22 protein-coding genes and 1 pseudogene are annotated in these 18,656 nt (G+C 67.8%); 15 read left to right on the plus strand and 8 right to left on the minus strand.

What is annotated here, in order from left to right; all coding sequences use genetic code 11:
• Positions 1-165 precede the first annotated feature (165 nt).
• Together NBRGI_RS14450 and NBRGI_RS14455 are read left to right on the plus strand one after the other, a co-directional pair.
• On the plus strand, positions 166-1,044 hold the full coding sequence (locus NBRGI_RS14450; protein WP_029896477.1) for a universal stress protein: 879 nt from the start codon (positions 166-168) through the stop codon (positions 1,042-1,044).
• A 118-nt stretch (positions 1,045-1,162) separates the two neighbouring features.
• A complete protein-coding gene (locus NBRGI_RS14455; RefSeq protein WP_158439866.1) occupies positions 1,163-1,492 on the plus strand; it encodes a hypothetical protein in 330 nt (109 codons plus the stop codon).
• 111 nt (positions 1,493-1,603) lie between these two features.
• Here NBRGI_RS14455 and NBRGI_RS43765 read toward each other — a convergent pair whose 3' ends face one another.
• From NBRGI_RS43765 to NBRGI_RS14485, 6 genes are all read right to left on the minus strand, one after another.
• A complete protein-coding gene (locus NBRGI_RS43765) occupies positions 1,604-2,044 on the minus strand; it encodes a phosphate signaling complex PhoU family protein (protein ID WP_148310813.1) in 441 nt (146 codons plus the stop codon).
• A gap of 188 nt (positions 2,045-2,232) precedes the next feature.
• Positions 2,233-3,027: a hypothetical protein gene (locus NBRGI_RS14465; protein ID WP_029896481.1), complete on the minus strand. Its 795-nt coding sequence runs from the start codon at positions 3,025-3,027 to the stop codon at positions 2,233-2,235.
• Positions 3,027-4,001 (minus strand): oxygenase MpaB family protein, encoded by a 975-nt coding sequence (locus NBRGI_RS14470; protein ID WP_051727755.1) that lies wholly within the window; start codon positions 3,999-4,001, stop codon positions 3,027-3,029. Before NBRGI_RS14470 ends, NBRGI_RS14465 begins: the two co-directional genes overlap by 1 nt.
• Entirely contained in the window at positions 3,998-4,303 is a 306-nt protein-coding gene (locus tag NBRGI_RS14475) for a 2Fe-2S iron-sulfur cluster-binding protein (protein WP_081878060.1), read from the minus strand. The genes NBRGI_RS14470 and NBRGI_RS14475 overlap by 4 nt, the downstream gene beginning before the upstream one ends.
• Entirely contained in the window at positions 4,300-5,664 is a 1,365-nt protein-coding gene (locus tag NBRGI_RS14480; RefSeq protein WP_029896487.1) for an oxygenase MpaB family protein, read from the minus strand. The genes NBRGI_RS14475 and NBRGI_RS14480 overlap by 4 nt, the downstream gene beginning before the upstream one ends.
• 2 nt (positions 5,665-5,666) lie before the next feature.
• Positions 5,667-6,665 (minus strand): oxygenase MpaB family protein, encoded by a 999-nt coding sequence (locus tag NBRGI_RS14485; RefSeq protein WP_051727756.1) that lies wholly within the window; start codon positions 6,663-6,665, stop codon positions 5,667-5,669.
• A gap of 346 nt (positions 6,666-7,011) precedes the next feature.
• Between NBRGI_RS14485 and NBRGI_RS14490 the strand changes: the two genes are divergently transcribed.
• Genes NBRGI_RS14490 through NBRGI_RS14530 form a run of 9 tightly spaced genes read left to right on the plus strand, consistent with a single transcriptional unit; the run spans position 7,012 to position 15,456 of the window.
• Entirely contained in the window at positions 7,012-7,860 is an 849-nt protein-coding gene (locus NBRGI_RS14490; RefSeq protein WP_029896490.1) for an MlaE family ABC transporter permease, read from the plus strand.
• Positions 7,857-8,723: an MlaE family ABC transporter permease gene (locus NBRGI_RS14495; RefSeq protein WP_029896491.1), complete on the plus strand. Its 867-nt coding sequence runs from the start codon at positions 7,857-7,859 to the stop codon at positions 8,721-8,723. The genes NBRGI_RS14490 and NBRGI_RS14495 overlap by 4 nt, the downstream gene beginning before the upstream one ends.
• Before the next feature lie 4 nt (positions 8,724-8,727).
• The gene (locus NBRGI_RS14500; protein WP_051727757.1) at positions 8,728-9,768 is read left to right on the plus strand and encodes an MlaD family protein; all 1,041 of its coding nucleotides are present in this window, start codon (positions 8,728-8,730) and stop codon (positions 9,766-9,768) included.
• On the plus strand, positions 9,765-10,769 hold the full coding sequence (locus NBRGI_RS14505) for an MlaD family protein (RefSeq protein ID WP_235210953.1): 1,005 nt from the start codon (positions 9,765-9,767) through the stop codon (positions 10,767-10,769). Before NBRGI_RS14500 ends, NBRGI_RS14505 begins: the two co-directional genes overlap by 4 nt.
• Entirely contained in the window at positions 10,757-11,752 is a 996-nt protein-coding gene (locus NBRGI_RS14510) for an MlaD family protein (protein ID WP_029896497.1), read from the plus strand. The genes NBRGI_RS14505 and NBRGI_RS14510 overlap by 13 nt, the downstream gene beginning before the upstream one ends.
• On the plus strand, positions 11,746-12,840 hold the full coding sequence (locus tag NBRGI_RS14515) for an MlaD family protein (RefSeq protein ID WP_051727758.1): 1,095 nt from the start codon (positions 11,746-11,748) through the stop codon (positions 12,838-12,840). The genes NBRGI_RS14510 and NBRGI_RS14515 overlap by 7 nt, the downstream gene beginning before the upstream one ends.
• Positions 12,837-13,898, plus strand: coding sequence for an MlaD family protein (locus tag NBRGI_RS14520; RefSeq protein ID WP_051727759.1), 1,062 nt, complete (start codon positions 12,837-12,839; stop codon positions 13,896-13,898). Before NBRGI_RS14515 ends, NBRGI_RS14520 begins: the two co-directional genes overlap by 4 nt.
• Positions 13,895-14,854 (plus strand): MlaD family protein, encoded by a 960-nt coding sequence (locus NBRGI_RS14525; RefSeq protein WP_029896503.1) that lies wholly within the window; start codon positions 13,895-13,897, stop codon positions 14,852-14,854. The genes NBRGI_RS14520 and NBRGI_RS14525 overlap by 4 nt, the downstream gene beginning before the upstream one ends.
• A gap of 14 nt (positions 14,855-14,868) precedes the next feature.
• Positions 14,869-15,456, plus strand: coding sequence for a hypothetical protein (locus NBRGI_RS14530; RefSeq protein ID WP_029896505.1), 588 nt, complete (start codon positions 14,869-14,871; stop codon positions 15,454-15,456).
• Here the strand turns inward: NBRGI_RS14530 and NBRGI_RS14535 are convergent.
• A complete protein-coding gene (locus NBRGI_RS14535; protein WP_081878053.1) occupies positions 15,375-16,808 on the minus strand; it encodes an ABC1 kinase family protein in 1,434 nt (477 codons plus the stop codon). The genes NBRGI_RS14530 and NBRGI_RS14535 overlap by 82 nt on opposite strands.
• A gap of 109 nt (positions 16,809-16,917) precedes the next feature.
• Between NBRGI_RS14535 and NBRGI_RS14540 the strand changes: the two genes are divergently transcribed.
• On the plus strand, positions 16,918-17,547 hold the full coding sequence (locus NBRGI_RS14540) for a TetR/AcrR family transcriptional regulator (RefSeq protein WP_051727761.1): 630 nt from the start codon (positions 16,918-16,920) through the stop codon (positions 17,545-17,547).
• Between the two features lie 196 nt (positions 17,548-17,743).
• Here the strand turns inward: NBRGI_RS14540 and NBRGI_RS49085 are convergent.
• A pseudogene (locus NBRGI_RS49085) lies at positions 17,744-17,962 on the minus strand (MFS transporter); the annotation flags it as partial.
• Between NBRGI_RS49085 and NBRGI_RS49875 the strand changes: the two are divergent.
• The 3 genes from NBRGI_RS49875 to NBRGI_RS49885 are packed head-to-tail and all read left to right on the plus strand — an operon-like array spanning position 17,943 to position 18,628.
• Complete coding sequence (locus tag NBRGI_RS49875; protein ID WP_029896512.1) at positions 17,943-18,140, plus strand: hypothetical protein; 198 nt, start codon at positions 17,943-17,945, stop codon at positions 18,138-18,140. The pseudogene NBRGI_RS49085 and the gene NBRGI_RS49875 overlap by 20 nt on opposite strands.
• A gap of 1 nt (position 18,141) precedes the next feature.
• Complete coding sequence (locus NBRGI_RS49880) at positions 18,142-18,357, plus strand: hypothetical protein (RefSeq protein ID WP_370627752.1); 216 nt, start codon at positions 18,142-18,144, stop codon at positions 18,355-18,357.
• Positions 18,314-18,628: a hypothetical protein gene (locus NBRGI_RS49885; RefSeq protein WP_370627754.1), complete on the plus strand. Its 315-nt coding sequence runs from the start codon at positions 18,314-18,316 to the stop codon at positions 18,626-18,628. The genes NBRGI_RS49880 and NBRGI_RS49885 overlap by 44 nt, the downstream gene beginning before the upstream one ends.
• The last annotated feature ends 28 nt before the right edge of the window (positions 18,629-18,656 follow it).

An 18,656-nucleotide genomic window follows, 5' to 3' on the forward strand; every position in this document is an offset into this window, starting at 1 on the left:
TGTGTGCCTTGACCCGACGGAACAGGCCGCTGGTCGACCGCTGACCCCTGGCATCGGGCCCGATGGTCCCTATCGCCCGCGATCCCGGTTCTGTGATGGTGGATTCACCGGTGTGACAGCGCGGCCGCCGTGCACCCAACGGCGACTACAGAACAGGAAATACCGATGAGCCCCCGGATCGATCGACAGACAATCGTGGTCGGCATCGATGACTCGCCGACCGCGTTGAATGCTGCACGATGGGCGGCGTACTTGGCGTGCGCGTTTCACGCTCCGCTGCTGATCGCTTGTGCGGCAAAGAGTCCCAGCCACTATCGCACTCCCGCGAAGCAGCTCGCCGCAGGTGTCCAGCCCGCGCGAGCGTACGCGGCCGCCGACGAAACCCTGCAGCGCACGGTCGAACTCGTGCACACTGCCCATCCGGACCTGGCCGCCGATACGGTGGCAATGGCCGGACCGCCGGACCGAGCGCTGGTGGAATTGAGCGAACACGCCAGGATCGTCGTGGTCGGCGGACAGACCGCGTTCGAGGCCAGAATGACCGGACCGACCACCGTGCGCGTCATGGAGCATGCGCACTGTCCTGTGGCGGTGTGGCGCGGAACGAATGGCCGGCCGATAGCGCGGGAAAGGCCGGTGGCCGTCGGCGTGGACGGGTCCGCGGCTAGCGCCCCCGCCATCGCGCACGGCTTCGAAATCGCTGCTGCCCTGGCTGTTTCACTGGTAGCGGTGCACGCCTGGCCGTCCCGCATCGCATCCGTCGGCCACCATCTCGATCGTGCGCAAAACGAACGCGTGCTGCTCGCCGAATGCCTGGCCGGATGGCGCGAAGAGTATCCGGACGTCGACGTGACCGAGATGCCCGTTCCCGGTCTCGTCGACTCCGTGCTCACCGACGTCGCCGAACACGCCCAACTGCTGGTCGTCGGCAGCCGTGGCCGCGGCACCGCGGCCGCCGCCCTGCTCGGATCGACCAGCCGCAACCTGCTCCACCACGCGACCTGCCCGGTCCTCGTCTGCCGCGCCACCGGTAGAACAAGGTAGGGACCTCCGATGACGTTCTGCCCTAGCACCGGACCGGGCGCCGGTCCGATCCTGGTAAGTGGCGAAGGCCAGATCCGTTGAGGATCAACATATTCGAGAGGGCAATATCATGAAGCCGTTGTCGGAATCGCTGATGGAACTCGCGGCCCGAGTGAAGCAGTTCGAAGAGTCGTCCGCCGCGGCGCGGGAGAAGAACCGCGCCATGCTGCAGTCTCGCCGGGAAGAATTGGCCGCGACCCTCGAGCACGAGGGAACCGAGTTCGAAAAGACCACGGCGGAACTCCGGGACGCCGCGATGAGTTGGTGGTCGGTCACCAGGGAGGCGCTCGAGCGTCAGATCGGTGTGATGCGAGCCGACTTCGAGAAGTGGCAGTCCGATCTCAAAGCCCAGCACCGGGAACAAGCCGCAAGCGCCGGCCAGATCGCCGGGCCGGCGAGCAAGAGCTGACGGACACCGCGCCGCCCGCCGCTAACACGCGATGCGCCGTTCCGTGGCTACGCCGTAGGGCCGCTGGATGAGTGGACTTCGTCACCGGCCGGTCGCCGTTTCCACAGTCGGCTATCCGCAGGCGTCGTCCAGGACACGCTCGACGGGCTCCGGCAGCAAGGCACCCGTCGACAGGAGCACGATGTAACGTCCGATGCGCACGGCGTGGTCGCCGATCCGTTCGTAATAGCGGCCCAGCAGTGCGCAGTCGACAGCCTCAGCGATGGTTCCGTTCCAGTCCGGGCCGAGCACCAAGTCGTTGAGGTCGCGTTGTCGCAGATCGAGGGCGTCGTCGCGAAGGTCCGACGCCGTCGCCTCGCCGGCGGTGCGGGTCCCGAGGACGTGGTGGGCGCCGTTCACGAGTTCGGCGGCGAGGCGCCTCATCTCGATAACGATCTGCAGGGCGTGCTCGGGTGCGACCGGCGCCGGATAGCGCTGTTGGACGAGGTCGGCGATGTGGTGCGCCAGCACCCCCATCCGCGACAGGTCTTCGACCAGGTGCAGCGCGGTCACGAGCTCACGCAAGTCCGTGGCGACCGGAGCTTGCCGCGCCAGATCGATACCACGAGCTCCTCGGTCGGCGGACACGACGCAGCCATCCGGTCCACCAGATCTATCGCGCGGCGGGCCGCGACGAGATCGCGGTGTATCGATGGCCCGATGTTGCCTTCAAGGACTGCCACCGCTCCGGTCCCCCGACGTTATGGCGACCATGAAGCGGACTGACGTGCCGCTGGTTCGGATTCGCGGCCTATATCAGCGGCTCCTGGGATTGGCTGCCGGTAGTCCAGGCGTGATGGCGTGACCGTGTACCGCAGGTGGGACAACCGCAGCGCTGTGCGCCTCCCGCTGCCGAGCCATGCGGCGAGCTCCCCGTCACTGTCTACGGTGGTGATCACCCGGGCCGGGCGAGCCAGGCAGCGCATGCGAAGGACCGCCGTGCCCAGCATGTCGCCGGGGAACTGCTGCTCGACGGTGGTGGCGAGATAGAGCGGCAAACGCGGACCGGCCTCGCGGGTTGTGACGCCGACCGTCCAACTCGGCGCGCCGACAGCGGCATCGATCGCGGTGACCGTACCGCAGGTGGACGTGCCGGCGAAGGCGCCGAGAGTGGCAGGGACACCCCAGTTCGCTCGCCCGGCCGTCAGACTCGCCTCGGAATTCGCGGCCAGAAACCCGAGGTGGGTGCGTAGCCGCGAGCCACGACGGTAGACGACGGCACCGGCCACTACGTCGTGCGCGCCGACCGGCGACCGATGATGGCGCACGATGGCCCCGACAACACCGACGGGACCGGCCCGGCGGCGAACGAGCGCGGGCAACACATGGGCCGCGGCCCGACCGGCCCGGTCGAACCACAGAATGGCCTCTGCCTCACATGTCCATGGCGCAGCCGGAATTCCGTTCGGCAACCGGGCGGCGAACACAGGCGACAGAGCGGTCTCGGCAATGCCGGCGATATCCAGTTCCGGCCGGGCCGGCAGCAATGAAACCATCAGTGAGCCCTCGTGATTCGCTCGACCCGGATACCGGTCTCGGTATGCGGTGCCGCCGCGCCCGCCGCGCGGATCCGGGCCGCGCGCAATCCGATACGGCCGTCCCGGGCGTAGGCCGCACGGGCCCTCGGCATGACGCGCAAACGATACGGGGCGGCCGGCCAGGTGTAGGCCACTGTCCTGCGGAAGGCATCGAATACGCGCTGGTTCGCAGCGGTCCAGGGGATGTCGAACACCTCGCGGACCACGGGCGGCAGCGCGCCTGCGCCCACGTGCAACCACGCCCTGCTCATGGCCGGGCTGCTCAATCGCCAGATCCGCGCCGGCACCCACGGTTGCGGCATATCGGCCGGTGACCGGAAGAAGTGCACCAGCTCCGCCGCGGCGGGGGTGGGTTCGATGACGTTGTGCAGCATGTGATTCCAGTACTCGGTGAAGTCCTGGTAGGTCGGCGGCACGACGCGATCGGACAGGCCGTACATCCGCCACCATTGCACTCCCTCCCGATAGAGCGCGGCCTTCTCGGCCAGCGAGTAGGGGCGGGCGAAATACAGGTCACCGGTGCGGAAGGCGGCGTCGAGGAAGGTCGCGTGCGCCCAGAAGTACGTTTCCGGGTCGAGCGCGTGATAGCGGCTGCCGTCGGGCATCGCGCCCTTGATGTCACGATGGAAATCCCTGATCCGGCCGGCGGTCTCGGCAGCCTGAAGGCCGTCGAAGATACTGCCCTGAATCTGCGGAACCGAGCGGAACAACCGCTGCAACGGTTCGCTGTAGAAGGCCGAATGCTGTTCCACGCCACGACCGAGCGCGGGATACATCAACTGCAACAGGCCCTCCACCGGCGCGACCAGGTAGCCGCGGCGGTCGCCGTAGGTTTCGTACAGCAGTGATCCGGGTCCGAACATGAGGTGTTTCTCCTTGACCGGCGGTGCGGGGCTCGCCTGGGTGCCGAGTACTCGAGCTGTCGTGGTCACAGATCCACGATCAGGCGGGTGAGGTGGTCGCCGGTGGCCGTGCACAGGCGCACGGCGCAGCCACGACCGCGCCGAATCAGCACCTCGGCCGACAGGTCGGCGCCGAATTCCGCTCCGAGAACAGTGGTTTCGCAAGTTCCGCAAATTCCGGACCGGCACATCGCGGGCACGGCGATACCCGCCCGCTCGAGCGCCTCCAGCACAGTGAGTTCAGCGGGCACCCGGATGGTCGCGCCGCTGCGGCGCAGCACGACCAGCAATGCCGGGGAGCCGTCGTTGTCCGACGGGGATCCCGCTGTCATCGCACCGGACACGACGGCACCCCCTGCGCGGTGCCGTCGTGATGGTCGTACGGCGTGCCGTGAATCCCGGCACGGGCCGCGAGGATACGGGTGATACGGGTATTGACCCGCCAAGCGGGATCATCGCCGCGGGTGCGGCGCCGCATGCGCCCCTCGGCGCCCGGCAGCCCGTCGTCGAGTGCGCGCAACCGCACGTTGGCGTTGGCGACCATACCGGTGATGCCCGCCCACGGCTGGAATCCGATGTCGTTCAAGGGGGTCGCGGCCAACAGTGCCCGGGTCAGCTCGGCGCTGCTGAAGTAGGCCATCATGCCCATCGGCGCGGCGGCCACGGCCATCCGCAGACGGTGCCGAAAGCCCTTTCCCCCTAGCGATTTCGTCGCGGCACCGGCCATCTGGCCGGTCCATTCCGGTGCGGTGCCGGCGGTGGCGACCATGTAGTCCGACAGGTGCATGCCGTCGAGCGCGGTGCGGGGTATGAGTTCCTCGGCGACACCGAAGATGTAGGCGATATAGGCCCAGTAGTGCATGGCCGCATCGAATTGCGCCATGCTGAACCGGCGCCCGTGCACGTGATCGAAGCACATCGGCGACAGGCCGAAGGTCACCGCGGCACCCATCATGGTGGCGTTCGAGATCGGGTTACCGTGCACCGCGAAATGCTCATCGCCCCAGGTTTTGCGCAGGCCCGCTCGGACCTGTGCGTGCATGAATCGCACTCGCACCGTGTCTTTGAACACCGGTGACCAGCGGTCCATACCGCCGGGACGTGTGACGTTCCAGAACCAGGTCGCGGTCTCCAGGTTGCGGCGATAGGGATCGTTCACGAACCGCCCGGTCGCTCCCGTGGCGGACGCGACCTCGGCGCCGACGAAGGTGCCCATGAAATCCTGCACGCCCATGGCGAGTTTGCCCGAGGTGGAGACGTTGATCCACAGCCGCCGGCCATGCTCCCACAGTTGCGGGTCGTACCAGGGTGGCGGATTGTCGAGTTGTTCGAACAGCGCGACCAGTTCCGGTGGTGGATCGGCGAGGGTGTCGATGCCGTTGTCCAGCGCATGCTCGAGCATGCGCCGGCCCGCCGCGGTGCCGATCCGGGTGCACGCCGCGACCACGCCGTCCATCAGCTCGTCTCCCTGCCACAGATGGTCGGCCATGAGCCGGGTGATCGGTGTCTGCACCGGTTCCGGCTGCACGTCGATCCACGCGGAGAGCATCTTGCGCCGCGGTTCGAGCCACAGTGGCGAGGCGATCGCGCGGGCCGGAGCGGGACGCAAGGGCATTCCAGGCCGGTAGTAGTAATCGAACGGATGCGCCGGGTCGGCGGTACTGCCGGCGACGCTGCTGTCGGGTGCCCGCATCGTCAGAACCCTGTCAGTTGGCGGAATCTGGTGCCGGTGGTCGCGCCGAAGTCGGCGTGTACCGGGCAGTAATGCCTGGGGTCTTCCCGGTGTTCCGGTGCGGGCCACAGAAATTGCGGCGCTTCCGGTGGCGGCAGCTCGGCGGGGCGTCTACCGGCTTCCCGGCGTCGGCCGGCGCGGATACGGGGGAAGAAGTATTTCACCGAATCGGGCGTCGCGGCATTCATGGCCGAGAACAACCGGCACAGCCGGTCGAATCGGCGCTGATCGCGCTCGGTCCAGGAGAATCCCATGGTCCGCCGGACCGCCGGATCGCACAGGCCGATGGTGAGGAAGTGATAGAACCTCGCACCGTAGGGCCGAAGCACACGCTCCCACAGCGGTTTCGGAATCCAGCGCACTACCGGGAAGATCGGCACCGGGGCGGTGTTCGCGAGATTCCAGACATCCCAGGCGGCCCGCGTCGGTTCGAGGACGTTGTCGCACATGTCATTCCAGTAGCGCTGAAACTCCGGCCAGCTCTCGGGGACGACCCGCATGCTCATCCCGTACATCTCGTACCACTGGTACTGCTCGCGCCACAGTTGTTCGCGCTGCGCCTCGGTCAGCCCGCCCATGAAGAGGTCGCCCGCGCGCAAGGTCTGCATGAAGAACACCGCGTGTGCCCAATAGAACGTGCCGGGATCGAGTGCATGGTAGCGACGCCCCTGCGCGTCGTGCCCCTTGATATCGCGGTGGTACCCGACGATCTCGCGCGCGGTCTGCCGCGCCCGCGGCCCGTCGAAGACCACACCGATGATCGGGTACCCGGAGCGGAATACGCGCTGATAGAACTCGTCCTGGATGCGGGAGTGGAACTCGACACCCGCGCCCAGCCCAGGATGCATGTTCTGCACCATGCCGAGGAACAGGCCCGTCGGCACGAAGTACAGCGAACCGAATATCTTCCACGTCAGAGAGTCGGGGCCCAGAGGCACCGGTTCGTGTGGATGTGCCGTCATCGAACACCTTTCCTCGGGACCCCGGCTTCGATGGCGGCCCGTTCCGAGCGGCCACCGCCGCTTGACACTGAGAAAATCTACGAATTTGTAACACCGGCGTCAAGCCCCAGATAGGCATCTGGACCTACTGGACAACTCTTCGCAATGAGCCAAACCGTGATATCCCCACGTAAACCCCGGAGTGTCCGGTGAGATGCCGATTGCTTTCTGATTGCCGAACAATCACCGAGAACGCTCCACTTGTGGACAAACATCGTCTACAGTCTCACTGTCACGCGCCAGAGCGAGGTCCAGCGCCGACACGACATTCCTTCCTCGTGGTCGGGGATGACGAGAAGAGACAGGTATGGCTCCAACCAGTTCGACATCGCCGTCGGGCACATCCGTGCTCCGCGTGCTGCGGATGAACATCACCGACACGGTGATCACCAGCTTGTGTACCTATGGCCGTGCGGTGCGCCTGGCCGTGGAATCCGCCCGCGGCGCGGGCGCCGATCTGGTGCGCCGCCGCTTCCAGTGGCGCGAAACCTTCGACCAGAGTTGGTATCTCATCACCGTGACCGCGGTACCCGCTGTTCTCATGGCGGTGCCCTTCGGCGTGATCGTCTCCGTCCAGGTCGGAAATCTGATTCACCAGCTCGGCGCCGACTCGCTGATCGGCGCCGCGAGCGGGCTCGGCGTGGTCAAGCAGGGCGCGCCGATGGCCACCGGCCTGCTGCTCGGTGGTGCGGGCGCGTCGGCCATCGCCGCCGACCTCGGAGCGCGCACCATTCGAGAGGAGATCGACGCGCTGCGGGTCATGGGCCTGAACCCGGTGCACCGGTTGGTGATTCCGCGGGTAGCGGCCATGGTGCTGGTGGCACCGCTGCTCAACGTGCTGATCATCTTCGTCGGTATCGCCTCCGGATTCGCCGTCGCGGTCACCGCGCAGGGCGTGACCCCGGGCAGCTACTGGCTGACGTTCGGCTCGTTCGCGGTGATCGCCGATGTCTGGGTGTCGCTGGGCAAGTCGGTGCTGTTCGGATTCCTGGTGGTGATCGTGGCGTGCCAGCGCGGATTGGAGGCGCGAGGTGGGCCCCGCGGGGTGGCCGACGGTGTGAATGCCGCCGTCGTCATGTCGGTGGTCTCGATCGCGGTCGTCGATCTCGCCCTCACCCAGCTGGTCACCATGTTCCTGCCGGTGCGGCTGGCATGACGGCGGCGAGCTACGTCCCGGGACCACTACGCTGGCTGCGCCGCACCGCACGAGTCGGCGCCATCGCGGCGGACACGGTGGAGAGCGCGGGTTTCGCACTCGACTTCGGATGGCAGGTGCTGCGCTCGATTCCCTTGACACTGCGCAGATATCGCGCAGAGACGCTGCGGCTCATCACTGACCTGACCTGGGGCAGGGGCGCCATCGTCGTGGGCGGTGGGACCGTGCCGATGCTCATGGTGCTGGGCGTGGTGATGGGCGCCGGCACCGGAATCGAAGCGTTCGCCGTGCTCGATCTCCTGGGCATGGGCCCGCTGACCGGAATCATCTCCTCGTTCGCCAATACCCGTGAACTGGCGCCGATCGCGGCCGGTGTGGGATTCGCCGCGCAGGCCGGGTGCCGCATGACCGCGGAGATCGGCTCCATGCGGATCTCGGAGGAGATCGACGCGCTGGAATCCCTAGGGCTGCGGTCGATTCCGTTCGTCGTCACCACTCGCGTACTCGCCGGCGCGGTAGCCATCGTGCCGACCTTCCTCGTCGCGCTCATCCTGGCCTACCTGAGCTGCGCGGCGGTCGTCGTCGTCCTGCACGGGCAGGCCGACGGCGTCTACTACCACTACTTCTTCCAGTTCGTCTCCGGGTGGGACATGATCGCCGCGGTGATCAAGGTGCTGGTGTTCGCCACCGCGGTCATCCTGATCCATTGCTACCAAGGGTTTTTCGCCGCCGGTGGACCGGAAGGAGTCGGCATCGCCTCCGGGCGCGCGGTGCGGGCCAGTTTCGTCACCATCATCGCCCTCGACATGATGCTCACCATCGTGCTGTGGGGCGTGAACTCCTCGATCGAATTCACGGGGTGAACACATGCCCAGATACGGAATACCCGGCGTGACGACGGAACAGCGCGGCGCGCGCCGACGCGGCGCCGCCGCACTGCTGGCCGTCGTCACGGTCGGTGCCGCGGTCGCGGGATTCCGCCAGCCCGACACCGCGGGCCTGGTTCGCGTCCGCGTGGTGACCACACAGGTCGGGGCGGGTATCGGCCATGGTTCGCCGATCCGTGTGGACGGCGTTCCAGTCGGGCGGCTCGAGCGCATCGACAGTACGGCCCCCGGCCGCCAAACCCTGACGTTGGCGCTGCGACCGGAGGCGGCGACCGCACTGACTAATACCCTCACCCTCGATTACGCACCCGCGAACCTGTTCGGGCTCAGCGAGATAGCACTGCATGCCCAGGCGGGCGGGACACCGCTGCGCGACGGCGACCTGCTCGATCTGTCCCGCCCCGGCCGGGTGGCCGACGCCACCCTCGGCCGACTGCTGGAGCGGCTGGGCGCCACCTCCGGCCAGGTTCTGACACCGGAGCTCACCACCGCGCTCGACCGGGTGAGCAGCGAGATCGACGCGCTCGCACCACTGTTGGAGGCGATCGTGGCGACGGCACGAACCGTGGCCGACACACAGTCGCAACGGCCCTCGAACCTGATCGGGAACTATGCTTCCGCACTGCGCGGGCTCGGCTCCCTGGTGGAGGGCAGCGTCACACTGCTCGATCAGCTCGCCAGGATCCCGGTTCTGCGGGAGGATCGCGCGATGTTCGACCGATCGGTCGACATCCTCACCGACGACATCGTTCCGGCGGTCAGTCACGCGGCGACCGCCGGCGAGCGGAACTTCGCCGCGTACGCCAGCCTGCTGGTGCCGGTCCTCCGCGTGGTCGCCGCCGCCGTACCGGACCCGCGGCGTTCCGCGAACGAACTCCGGCAACTGCTCGACCACCTGGACGGGGCATTACGTTCCAGTACGAACGGTCCGGCGCTGAACGTGGCCGTGATCCTGCACGGCGTGCCCGCCGTCGCGGTGCCGCTGCTCGGCGCGGCCGCGGCACCCGGAGGGGGACGGTGATCAAAGCATTGCCCGCCTTCTGGCGCACAACGGTTTTCGCCGCGGTCATGCTGGTCCTGCTGGCCGCCGTCATCCAGGTGATCCGGCGGCCGGTGCCCGGGTCCCTGGACGGCTTCACCGCCGTCTTCACCGATGCCAACGGCCTCCGTCCGGGTGACGACGTGCGCATGTACGGCATGGCCGTGGGCAAGGTCGACGCCCTACGGCTGAACGGCACCCAGGCCGAAGTGCGCTTCACCGTGCAACACGCGCACCCGATCTACGCGGGCGCGAAGCTGGTCATCCGCTACCAGACCCTCGCCGGTCAGCGCTACATCGATGTGCGCCAGCCGGACCGTACCGCCGAAATGCTCACGCCAGGAACCGTATTCGGCACCGACCACACCGTGCCCGCCTTCGATATCACCGGTCTGTTCAACGGTCTGCAACCGGTTCTTGCCCAAGCCTCGCCGGAAGCGGTGAACCGCTTCGCCGAGAACATGCTGGCGCTGCTGGAAGGCGACGGCGCCGGGATCGGCTCGGCCCTCGATGCGGTGGAGCAACTCGCCGGATACGTCACCGACCGGCAGACCGTGCTTTCCATCCTGATCCACAACCTGCGCGAGATGTCGGATGTGCTCGCCGACCGATCCCCCCATCTGGTCACCGTGATCAGTGGACTGGTCGACGTCTTCGCCACCCTGGAACAGCAGTTGTACGGAGTCGCCGACTATGCCCGCACCATTCCGTCGCTCCTCGAACCGCTCGATCGGCTCGCCGCCCGGCTGGGGCTGACGCCGGTGACCAATCCGGAATTCGACCGGCTGCTTCGCGCCGCACTGCCCGATCCGGAGGCCGCCCGTGACGTCCTCGCCCGATTACCCGCCCTGCTACAGACATTGGACGCCTTCGGCGCCGCCGCCCCAGGGCTGGCCGCGGCGTGCGGTAAGGGCGCGGTCGCGCTCCCAGCACCGTTGCACATGCTCGTCGCCGGACAGGGGATCACCATATGCGCAGGCTGACAACACCTTTCACGCGTCTGTTCCGTGGCGGCGACGAGCGCATGGACGAAATCCGCTGGGGCGTGGCCGGGGTGCTCGCTGTGACGGTACTGCTGACGGTCTGCGCCGTGTGCTACCTCCTGCCGCGAGGCAAGACGACCTACAGCGCCCTGCTGACGGAGGCCGGGACAGTGAAGGTCGGTGACGACATCCGGGTGGCGGGGATCCCTGTGGGTGCCGTCACCGCCGTGGAATTGCTCCCCGACCAGGTGCGGATGCGGTTCACCGTCGACGACGGCGTGGCGGTCGGCGACGTCAGCAGCCTCGAGATCCGCATGCTCACCGCCGTGGGCGGACACTATGTCGCCCTGCTGCCCGCCGGTGCGAAACCCCTCGGCGACAACGTGATTCCGCCCGAGCGTGTACGCCTCCCCTACAGTCTGATGCGCACCTTCCAGGACGCGGCCACGCCCCTGGACCGGGTGGACGCGACGGTACTGCGCCGCAATCTCGCCGCCGTCGAGCAGTCGCTGTCGGACAGTCCGGATGCGCTGCGCCGGCTCAACAGTGCGCTCACCACCCTCGTCGGCACCTTCGAGCAGCAGCGCGGAGATGTCTCCGCCGCATTGGGAGCCGCCGAGGAATACCTCGGCACGCTCGATGGCGCCACCTCTACCATCGGCACCCTGATCCGGCGCATCGGCGCGGTGGAGAACATCCTCATCGAACGACGGGACGAGATCAACGCGGCCGTCCCGCTCACGGTTCGGCTGCTCGCACGCATCGCCGCCCTCGAACCGAGCTACCGCAGCACCCTGCAACCCTTGGTCGACGAGCTCGCCCGCACCGTGCCGATCATGCGTGACCTCGGACTGCGGCTGGGCGACATGCTCGCCGCGGTCGACGGCCTCAGTACCCGGGCCGCGGCCCTGGCAGGAGGGGACGAAATCATCCTCGACCGATCCTCGACCGTCTGTGTTCCGCTGCCGGACAGGGGATGTTGACCATGCATGGACTGTTCGCCGCCCGCGGACTGGTATCGGCTCTGGCCGTGGCCGCCGCCGCTGTCATCGGTGGCGCCGCCTATCTGGTCCTCGCGGATCCGCTCGAGCCGACGCAGCGGTACTGCGCGGAGTTGCCCGATGCGATCGGACTCTATCCGGGCAGCCATGTCCGGGTCCGCGGGGTACCGGTGGGTGCGGTCGTCGCCGTCCGCCCGGAGAACTCCGGCGTACGAGTCGATTTCGACCTTCCCACCCGCTACGCGCCACACGGCGAGGTCGGTGCGGTGACCGTGGCCGACACACTCGTGGCCGACCGCGACCTGGCGGTGCTGCCCGGCCCCTCCGATGCCGCCCCCTGGGACGCGCGGCGGTGTATCACCCGCACCCTGACACCCAAGAGCATCAGCGAGACCCTGCAGACCATCGACCAGCTCGCCCGGCAACTGACCACCGACGACCCGCAACTGCTGGCGAACACGTTGCGGGCCTTGCGAACCGCCACCACCGGAGCCGGGCCACAGTTCGACCAGCTGACCACCACGCTGGCTTCAGTGCTGAGATCACCGGACGCGGCGGTGACCCAGATCGGCGGCCTGATCGATGCCCTGGCCGCACTGTCCTCGGCGATCTCTGCCAACTGGGGTGAACTCGAGCAGGTGCTCACTCGATTCCCTGCCGTGTTCGAGCAGATCAACGACGAGATATTCGGCAATCTGGCTGGATTGGTCGACAGCCTGCGCGCCATCCTGCCCTGGGTGAACGAGCTCACCCGGGACTACGGAGGCGTGCTGCTCGACGGTCTGGACGCGTCGATCCCCTACATCCGGTTCATCGCCGCCAATGCCGGAACCATCCAGCAGATCATCGACCGAGTGCCGGCCGTGGCCCGTGCCTTCACTCGTGTGGCCGGATCCGGCGGGGCACCGGTGCTCACCTGGATTCCTCCGGATCTCACCCTGCCGGAGGCGGCCGCCGAACAGGCCTGCGCGGCATGGAATCTGCTCGTCCCGGGCCCGTGCCCGATCGCGGCCGGCCCCAGACAGGTGAACGTGGCCGAACTGATCGCGGCGGCAGCCGGAGGGCGATGACCATGCGTAGCACCCGACTTTCCCTGCTGTGCCTGATCGCCGCCGCCACGCTGGGGCTCGGCGGTTGCACATTCGACCCCGCGGCCATCCCGGTGCCCGGCGCCGGCGTCGCCGGTCCCGCCTATCGCATCCACATCGAATTCGCCAGCGCACTGAACCTGCCCGCACGCGCCGAGGTCACCGCCGACGGGGTGCGGGTCGGTACGCTGAGCAACGCCCGCATCGTGCACGGCGCAGACGGGCGGCCCGGTCATGTGGTAGCCGATGTGGATATCGCTGCGGCGGTGCACCTTTCGCACGCCACCACCGCCCGGTTACGCCAGGACACCGTCCTCGGGGACGTCTACATCGCGCTCACCGACCCGGACGGCGGCTCGGGCACCGCCCTCACCGACGGCGCCACCATTCCACTCGACCACACGGTGCACGCCACCCAGATCGAGGACACCATGGCCGGGCTGGCAACCTTCCTGCGCGGTGGCGCGATCACTCGGCTGCAGGACATCGTGAATCAGGTCAACGCGGCCCTGCCGGCCGACCCCCGCGACACCGCCCGCATCGCCGAGACCATCGCCGGCGACCTCGGCGATGTCGCCGCCCATCTGGACGTGATCTCGGAATTCGCCGCCGCGGCCGACTCCGATATCGATGTCATCCGCGCGAATGCGACCACCATCCGCGAGCTCTGGTCCGCAGAGGGCGCGCGCCGAGTCACCGAGGCCACGGCCTCACTGGCACATCTACTCGGCGTCTTCTCCTCCATCGCCGAACTGGCCCACGCCGTGACCTGGTTGACGCCGCTCGCCGAGGCCGGGGACGCCGCCGCGGCGGCGGTACTGCCGCTGTTCTCGGCCGCCAACCCGCTCGATCTGAGTGCGCCGTCGAATCTGAACCGGTTCGTGGCCCTGCTGCACGAGCGCATTCTGCCCTTAGCCTCCCAGGGCGGAGCGGTGAACATCGTCGATATCCGCACCTCGGCCGAAGCGCAGCCGGTGTCGTCCGCGGAGCGGGACGCGGCCCTGATCACAATTCTGCGCATGGCGGGAGTGGTGCGATGACCCGGCAATCGATGCTGTCCCTGAGCGCGATCGCGGCGGTGTTCGTGCTGGGCGCGGCCTACCTCGCATTCGGTGTGCTGCGGGTGGATTGGGCTCGCGGCTATATTCATGTCACGGCGACCATGCCGAATTCCGGTGGGCTGCTGCCGCGTTCGCCGGTGCTGCTGTCCGGCGTGGAAGTCGGCGACATCACCGGTGTCGACTCGGTTTCCGGTGCTGTACGGGTGCGCATGCGCATCGCCGACTCCTACCGCGTTCCGGCCGACAGCACCGTGCGCATCGAAGCGCTGTCCGCGCTCGGCGAACCGTATCTGCTGTTCACCCCGAACGGCGCCGGCGCAGGCGCCTACCTCACCGACGGCGCGCTGATCACCGCACAGCAGGTACGGGCTCCACTGTCGATCCCCGATATGGCGGCCGCCGCGGCAGATCTGCTCGCCCAGTTCGACCCGCAGACCGTCACCGATCTGGTCCGCACCGCCACCGAAGCCACAGCAAGGGCGGAAACATCTCTGCCGCAACTGAATCGCGGCGCCACCCTGCTCGCTGCCACCCTGCTCGCCAAACAGCCGCAGCTGCGCACCATCCTCACCGAGATGCAGCGCATCGGGTCCGACCTGGACTGGCTGGAACCGGCGCTCGACGAAGGCGGCCCGCAGTGGGGACGTTTCGGCGGCCGGGTGCGCGAAGTCGTGGATGCCCTGGAACGGCTCATGCGCAGCGACGGATTCCCGGACGCCTACCTCACGGACACCGGGCTGGTGCCGTTCCTCGATCAGCTCAGCACACGGCTGGACCGGATCGGGCCGGACCTGCAACCGCTGATTCCGGTACTCACACCAATGGTCTCGGCCGGAACCGGCGTCGCCGCCGGTATCGACGTGAGCGCCCTCATCACCCAGGCCCTCGGCGCCACGGACCCCGGCGCCGTACGCCTGCACATCACCGTCCGATGAACACGGAGGAAGACATGACCACCGAAACCCTGGAAGCCACAACAAAACCCGATACGGCATCCCGCCCGGACGCCGGGACGCGGACGGTGTCCGTCCCGCTCGGCACCCTGCTGCACGGAGCACTCGTGATCGTACTGCTCGTTCTCGCGGTCACGTTCGGAGTCCTGTGGCACTCGGCAGAGGGCGCACGGGACCGCGATGCCGCCGCGGCCGTGGACCAGCGGCACGCCGAACAGGTCGCCACCGACTACGCCGTGGGCGCGTCCACCATCGACCATCAGAACCTCCCGGCGTGGATGGCGAAACTCAAGCAGGGCACCACGACCGCACTGGCCGCCAAGTTCGACGCCACCGGCCCCGCGCTCGAGCAATTGCTGACGCCGCTGCGCTGGACCTCGACCGCGACACCCATCGCGGCCAAGACCACCACCGCCTCCGAGGGCATCTACCAGGTCGACGTCTTCCTCGACGTCACCTCGAGCAGCGCGCAGACCCCGGACGGGGTGCGTACGACCGTCACCTACCGGATCACCGTCGACCGCGGCTCGGACTGGCAGATCTCCGACGTCGGCGGGATGGACGGCGCGCTGCCGTCGCGGTGATGACGCCAATCCCGGTGTGCGCGGCCGAGTTCGGTACGCGGGGGCTCGTCGAAGATCCATTCGCGGGCGATCGCGTGCAGATTCGCGCGCGGCCGCAGCCCGCCGAGCATGGCCGCCAGCTGCAGATCCGCGCGCCCGCGCAGCACGTGCTCGGCAGGCAGATTGAACGCCCGCACCGACGCACCGTCCGCGCCGCCGCCGAAGCCCAGCAGGGCCACCAGATCGGTGGCCACCTCCGGAGTGATCTCGGCCTCCTCGTCGCGCAGATACCAGCCGAACACCCGGGTGAAAATCTCGTACGCCTCCTGCGGGAACACCTCCGAACGCGAGGCGAATCCGCGCGCCTCCATCAACTCTACGATTCGGTCGGCATCACCGCCGATACCCGCACGCAGGGCTGCCAATTCGGCTGCGGCGATCATCGGTTCGACAGCCTTGCAGAGGCCGAAATCCAGGAATCCGACGCCACCGTCGTCGAAGAGCACCACATTGCCCGGGTGCGGGTCACCGCTGTACAGATGCAGCAGATACGGGGTGCCGCCGTAGAAGCGGAACAGAATCTCGGCCAGCCGATCGCGCGCGGCCTGGGGCGCGTCGTAGGCCGCCCGCAGCGGCCGGCCCTCGAACCATTCGGTCACCAGCACCCGGTGTCCCGACAGTTCGTTGATCACACGCGGAATACGGATGAACGGATGCGCGCGATAACCGGCCGCGAGGCGAATGGTGTGGGCGGCCTCGATGCGATAGTCCAGCTCCTCCCGCATCCGCTCCTCGATCTCGTTGGCCAGTGTGGCGGTGTCGAGTGCCGGATGCAGCAGCCGGTAGACGCTCATCAGCATGCGCAGGTTTTTCAGGTCGGCGGCCACGGCGTCGGCGATTCCCGGGTACTGCGCCTTCACCGCGACCTGCCGGCCGTCGTGCAGGCGCGCTCGATAGACCTGGCCGATCGAGGCGGCGGCGACGGGCTCGCGATCGAATTCGGCGAACGCGGCGTCGAGATCGTTGCCGAGTTCCTGTTCGAGCAGGCCGCGCATCTGGTGCCACGGCACTGCCGGAGCATTGTCCTGCAGATCCGCGAGCACGGCTTGGAACAGGTCACGCCGCTGTGGCTCGACCATGCCCGGGTCGACGATCGACAGCATCTGGCCGAATTTCATGGCCAGCCCCCGCATTCCGCCCAGCACAGTGACGATGCGTTCGGCGAGCAGGGCATCGCGCGCCCGCGCGGGGTCACCGCCCGGCGCGTGCAGGATAGCGGCGGTCCTGTGGACCGCGTGACGGGCCGCTTCGGTGCCGACCAGCCCGCCCAACTGTGCGGCGCGCCCGGCCCTCGATCGCGACATCCTCGTCATTTGCCGAGTATTGCCTGAACTGTGCCCGAAGGCGAGCAATGAGACGAAAATTCCTCGATGTTGCGGCCAGATCCCCGGTCATCGCACCCGAAACGATAATCTCTGTCCCATGACCCATGCTGGTATCGACGTCGAGCACCTGTTCGGGACCGGGCTCCCCGCCGCCGACGACGAACAGAACCGACTGCTCGATGCAGCACGCGCAGAGTTCATCGAGCACGGATTCCGTCGTACCTCGGTCGGGGATATCGCACAGCGTGCCAAGGTCTCCCGGCCGACTGTATACCGACGGCTCGGCGACAAGGACGACATCGTCCGCAAGGTCGTCGTCCGCGAGGTGGTGTCGTTCTTCGTCACGATCAGCGCCCAGGTGCTGACCAAGCCGACCCCCGAGGAGAAGGCGGTCGAAGCGTTCGTCCTCGGGGTGCGCGAATCGCGCCGTCACCCGCTCGTCACCGCCCTGCGGCAATTCGAGCCGGAAACCCTCACCTCGTTCCTGAGCGACAATGTCGCGACCATGGAACCGGTGCGCGCGGCCATCGCCATGGCCATCACCGGCGACTCGTTGCCCCTCGACGGTGCGCTACGGGCCGCCGAGATGTTCATCCGGGTCAGTGCCTCCCTGCTCGTCGTTCCGAGCGACTCGCTTCCGATCGACACCGACGACCACGCGCGCTGGTTCGCCCAAACCTATTTCCCGCCGATCATTCGTGCCTCCGCGATCCCCGCGCCCCTGTGATCCCCGCTCCACCCCACGCGGTCGAAACCGAACCGTGCCCACGTGGTTCGATCCGCTGCTCTCGACCGGACCCTGGAATCCGCTCGATGGGAGCCGTCGGCTCCGCCGCGCTTGTGGGAGACCACCTGGCGGTCTTCGCGCGCGTCGACCGATTGGCGTATGCGCTCCCTGGGGTCATACGGTGCCGTCCAGTATCCATTGTCGGGTTTAACAGCGCCCCCGCGAAACCTGTTGCGGCCGAAGCGATCAGCAGACCCGGCAGCGAAGTGGCGAATGCGAGAAGCACGAATCCGCCGGTACGCGGCAGACATCGACCGGCCGCCCAGGCGGCCAAACCCAGCGGGCCCGCGAGGTATCCGGCCAGGTACGGCATGAGCATGTAGAAGCCGAGATTGATGCCGAACTGGTTGATCATCAGCAGCCGGGCGGCCAGGACGAAGCCGCGAAACTTCACGAATGCGTGGACCTATGCCGGCACGTTGCCGGGACAGGAGATCGGGCTCGCCCGCGGCGAGGTGCTACGAACGGAGCTCGTCAACGCATTGCCAGGCCCCGTCGACGATTCACTGGCACGGCATCGCGATGCGCAATGACATGGTCGGCGCGCCGGACGTCACCCAACCCGCGGTGGCCCCGGGCAGTACGTTCCGCTACGAGTTCGCCGTCCCGACCCAGGCGGCTCGGGCAGAAACGCAGCCGCCGATACCGCTTTCCGGGTCGGGTGGGTGGCCACCTAGTGAAAATCACCCACACCGACGGCTTCCCGGTGCAGCCCGCTACCGGCTCGAGCCTGCTGATCCGCATGGGTGAGCGTTACGACGCGATCGTGGAAATGGCCGACGGTGTCTTTCCCACTGGTCGCCGTCGCCGAGGGAAAGGCTGGTCAAGCCTTCGCGCTGATCCGCACCCGCAGAGGCACACTGCCACCAGCCACCGTGCGCCCGGCGGAGCCGGCGGTGCCGCCCCCGGTCACCGCCGACCGGTATGGGTGTGGACAGCGCGACCTGGCTGGTGCGACTGCTGCTCGATCCTGGATTCCGGCCGCCGCAGCTGCGTGATGATCTGTCGAATCCGATTATGACGATCGCGGCGATCTCGCGACCCCGTTG

It is taken from the genome of Nocardia brasiliensis IFM 10847 (genome assembly GCF_000710915.1).
GTDB lineage: Bacteria > Actinomycetota > Actinomycetes > Mycobacteriales > Mycobacteriaceae > Nocardia > Nocardia brasiliensis_A.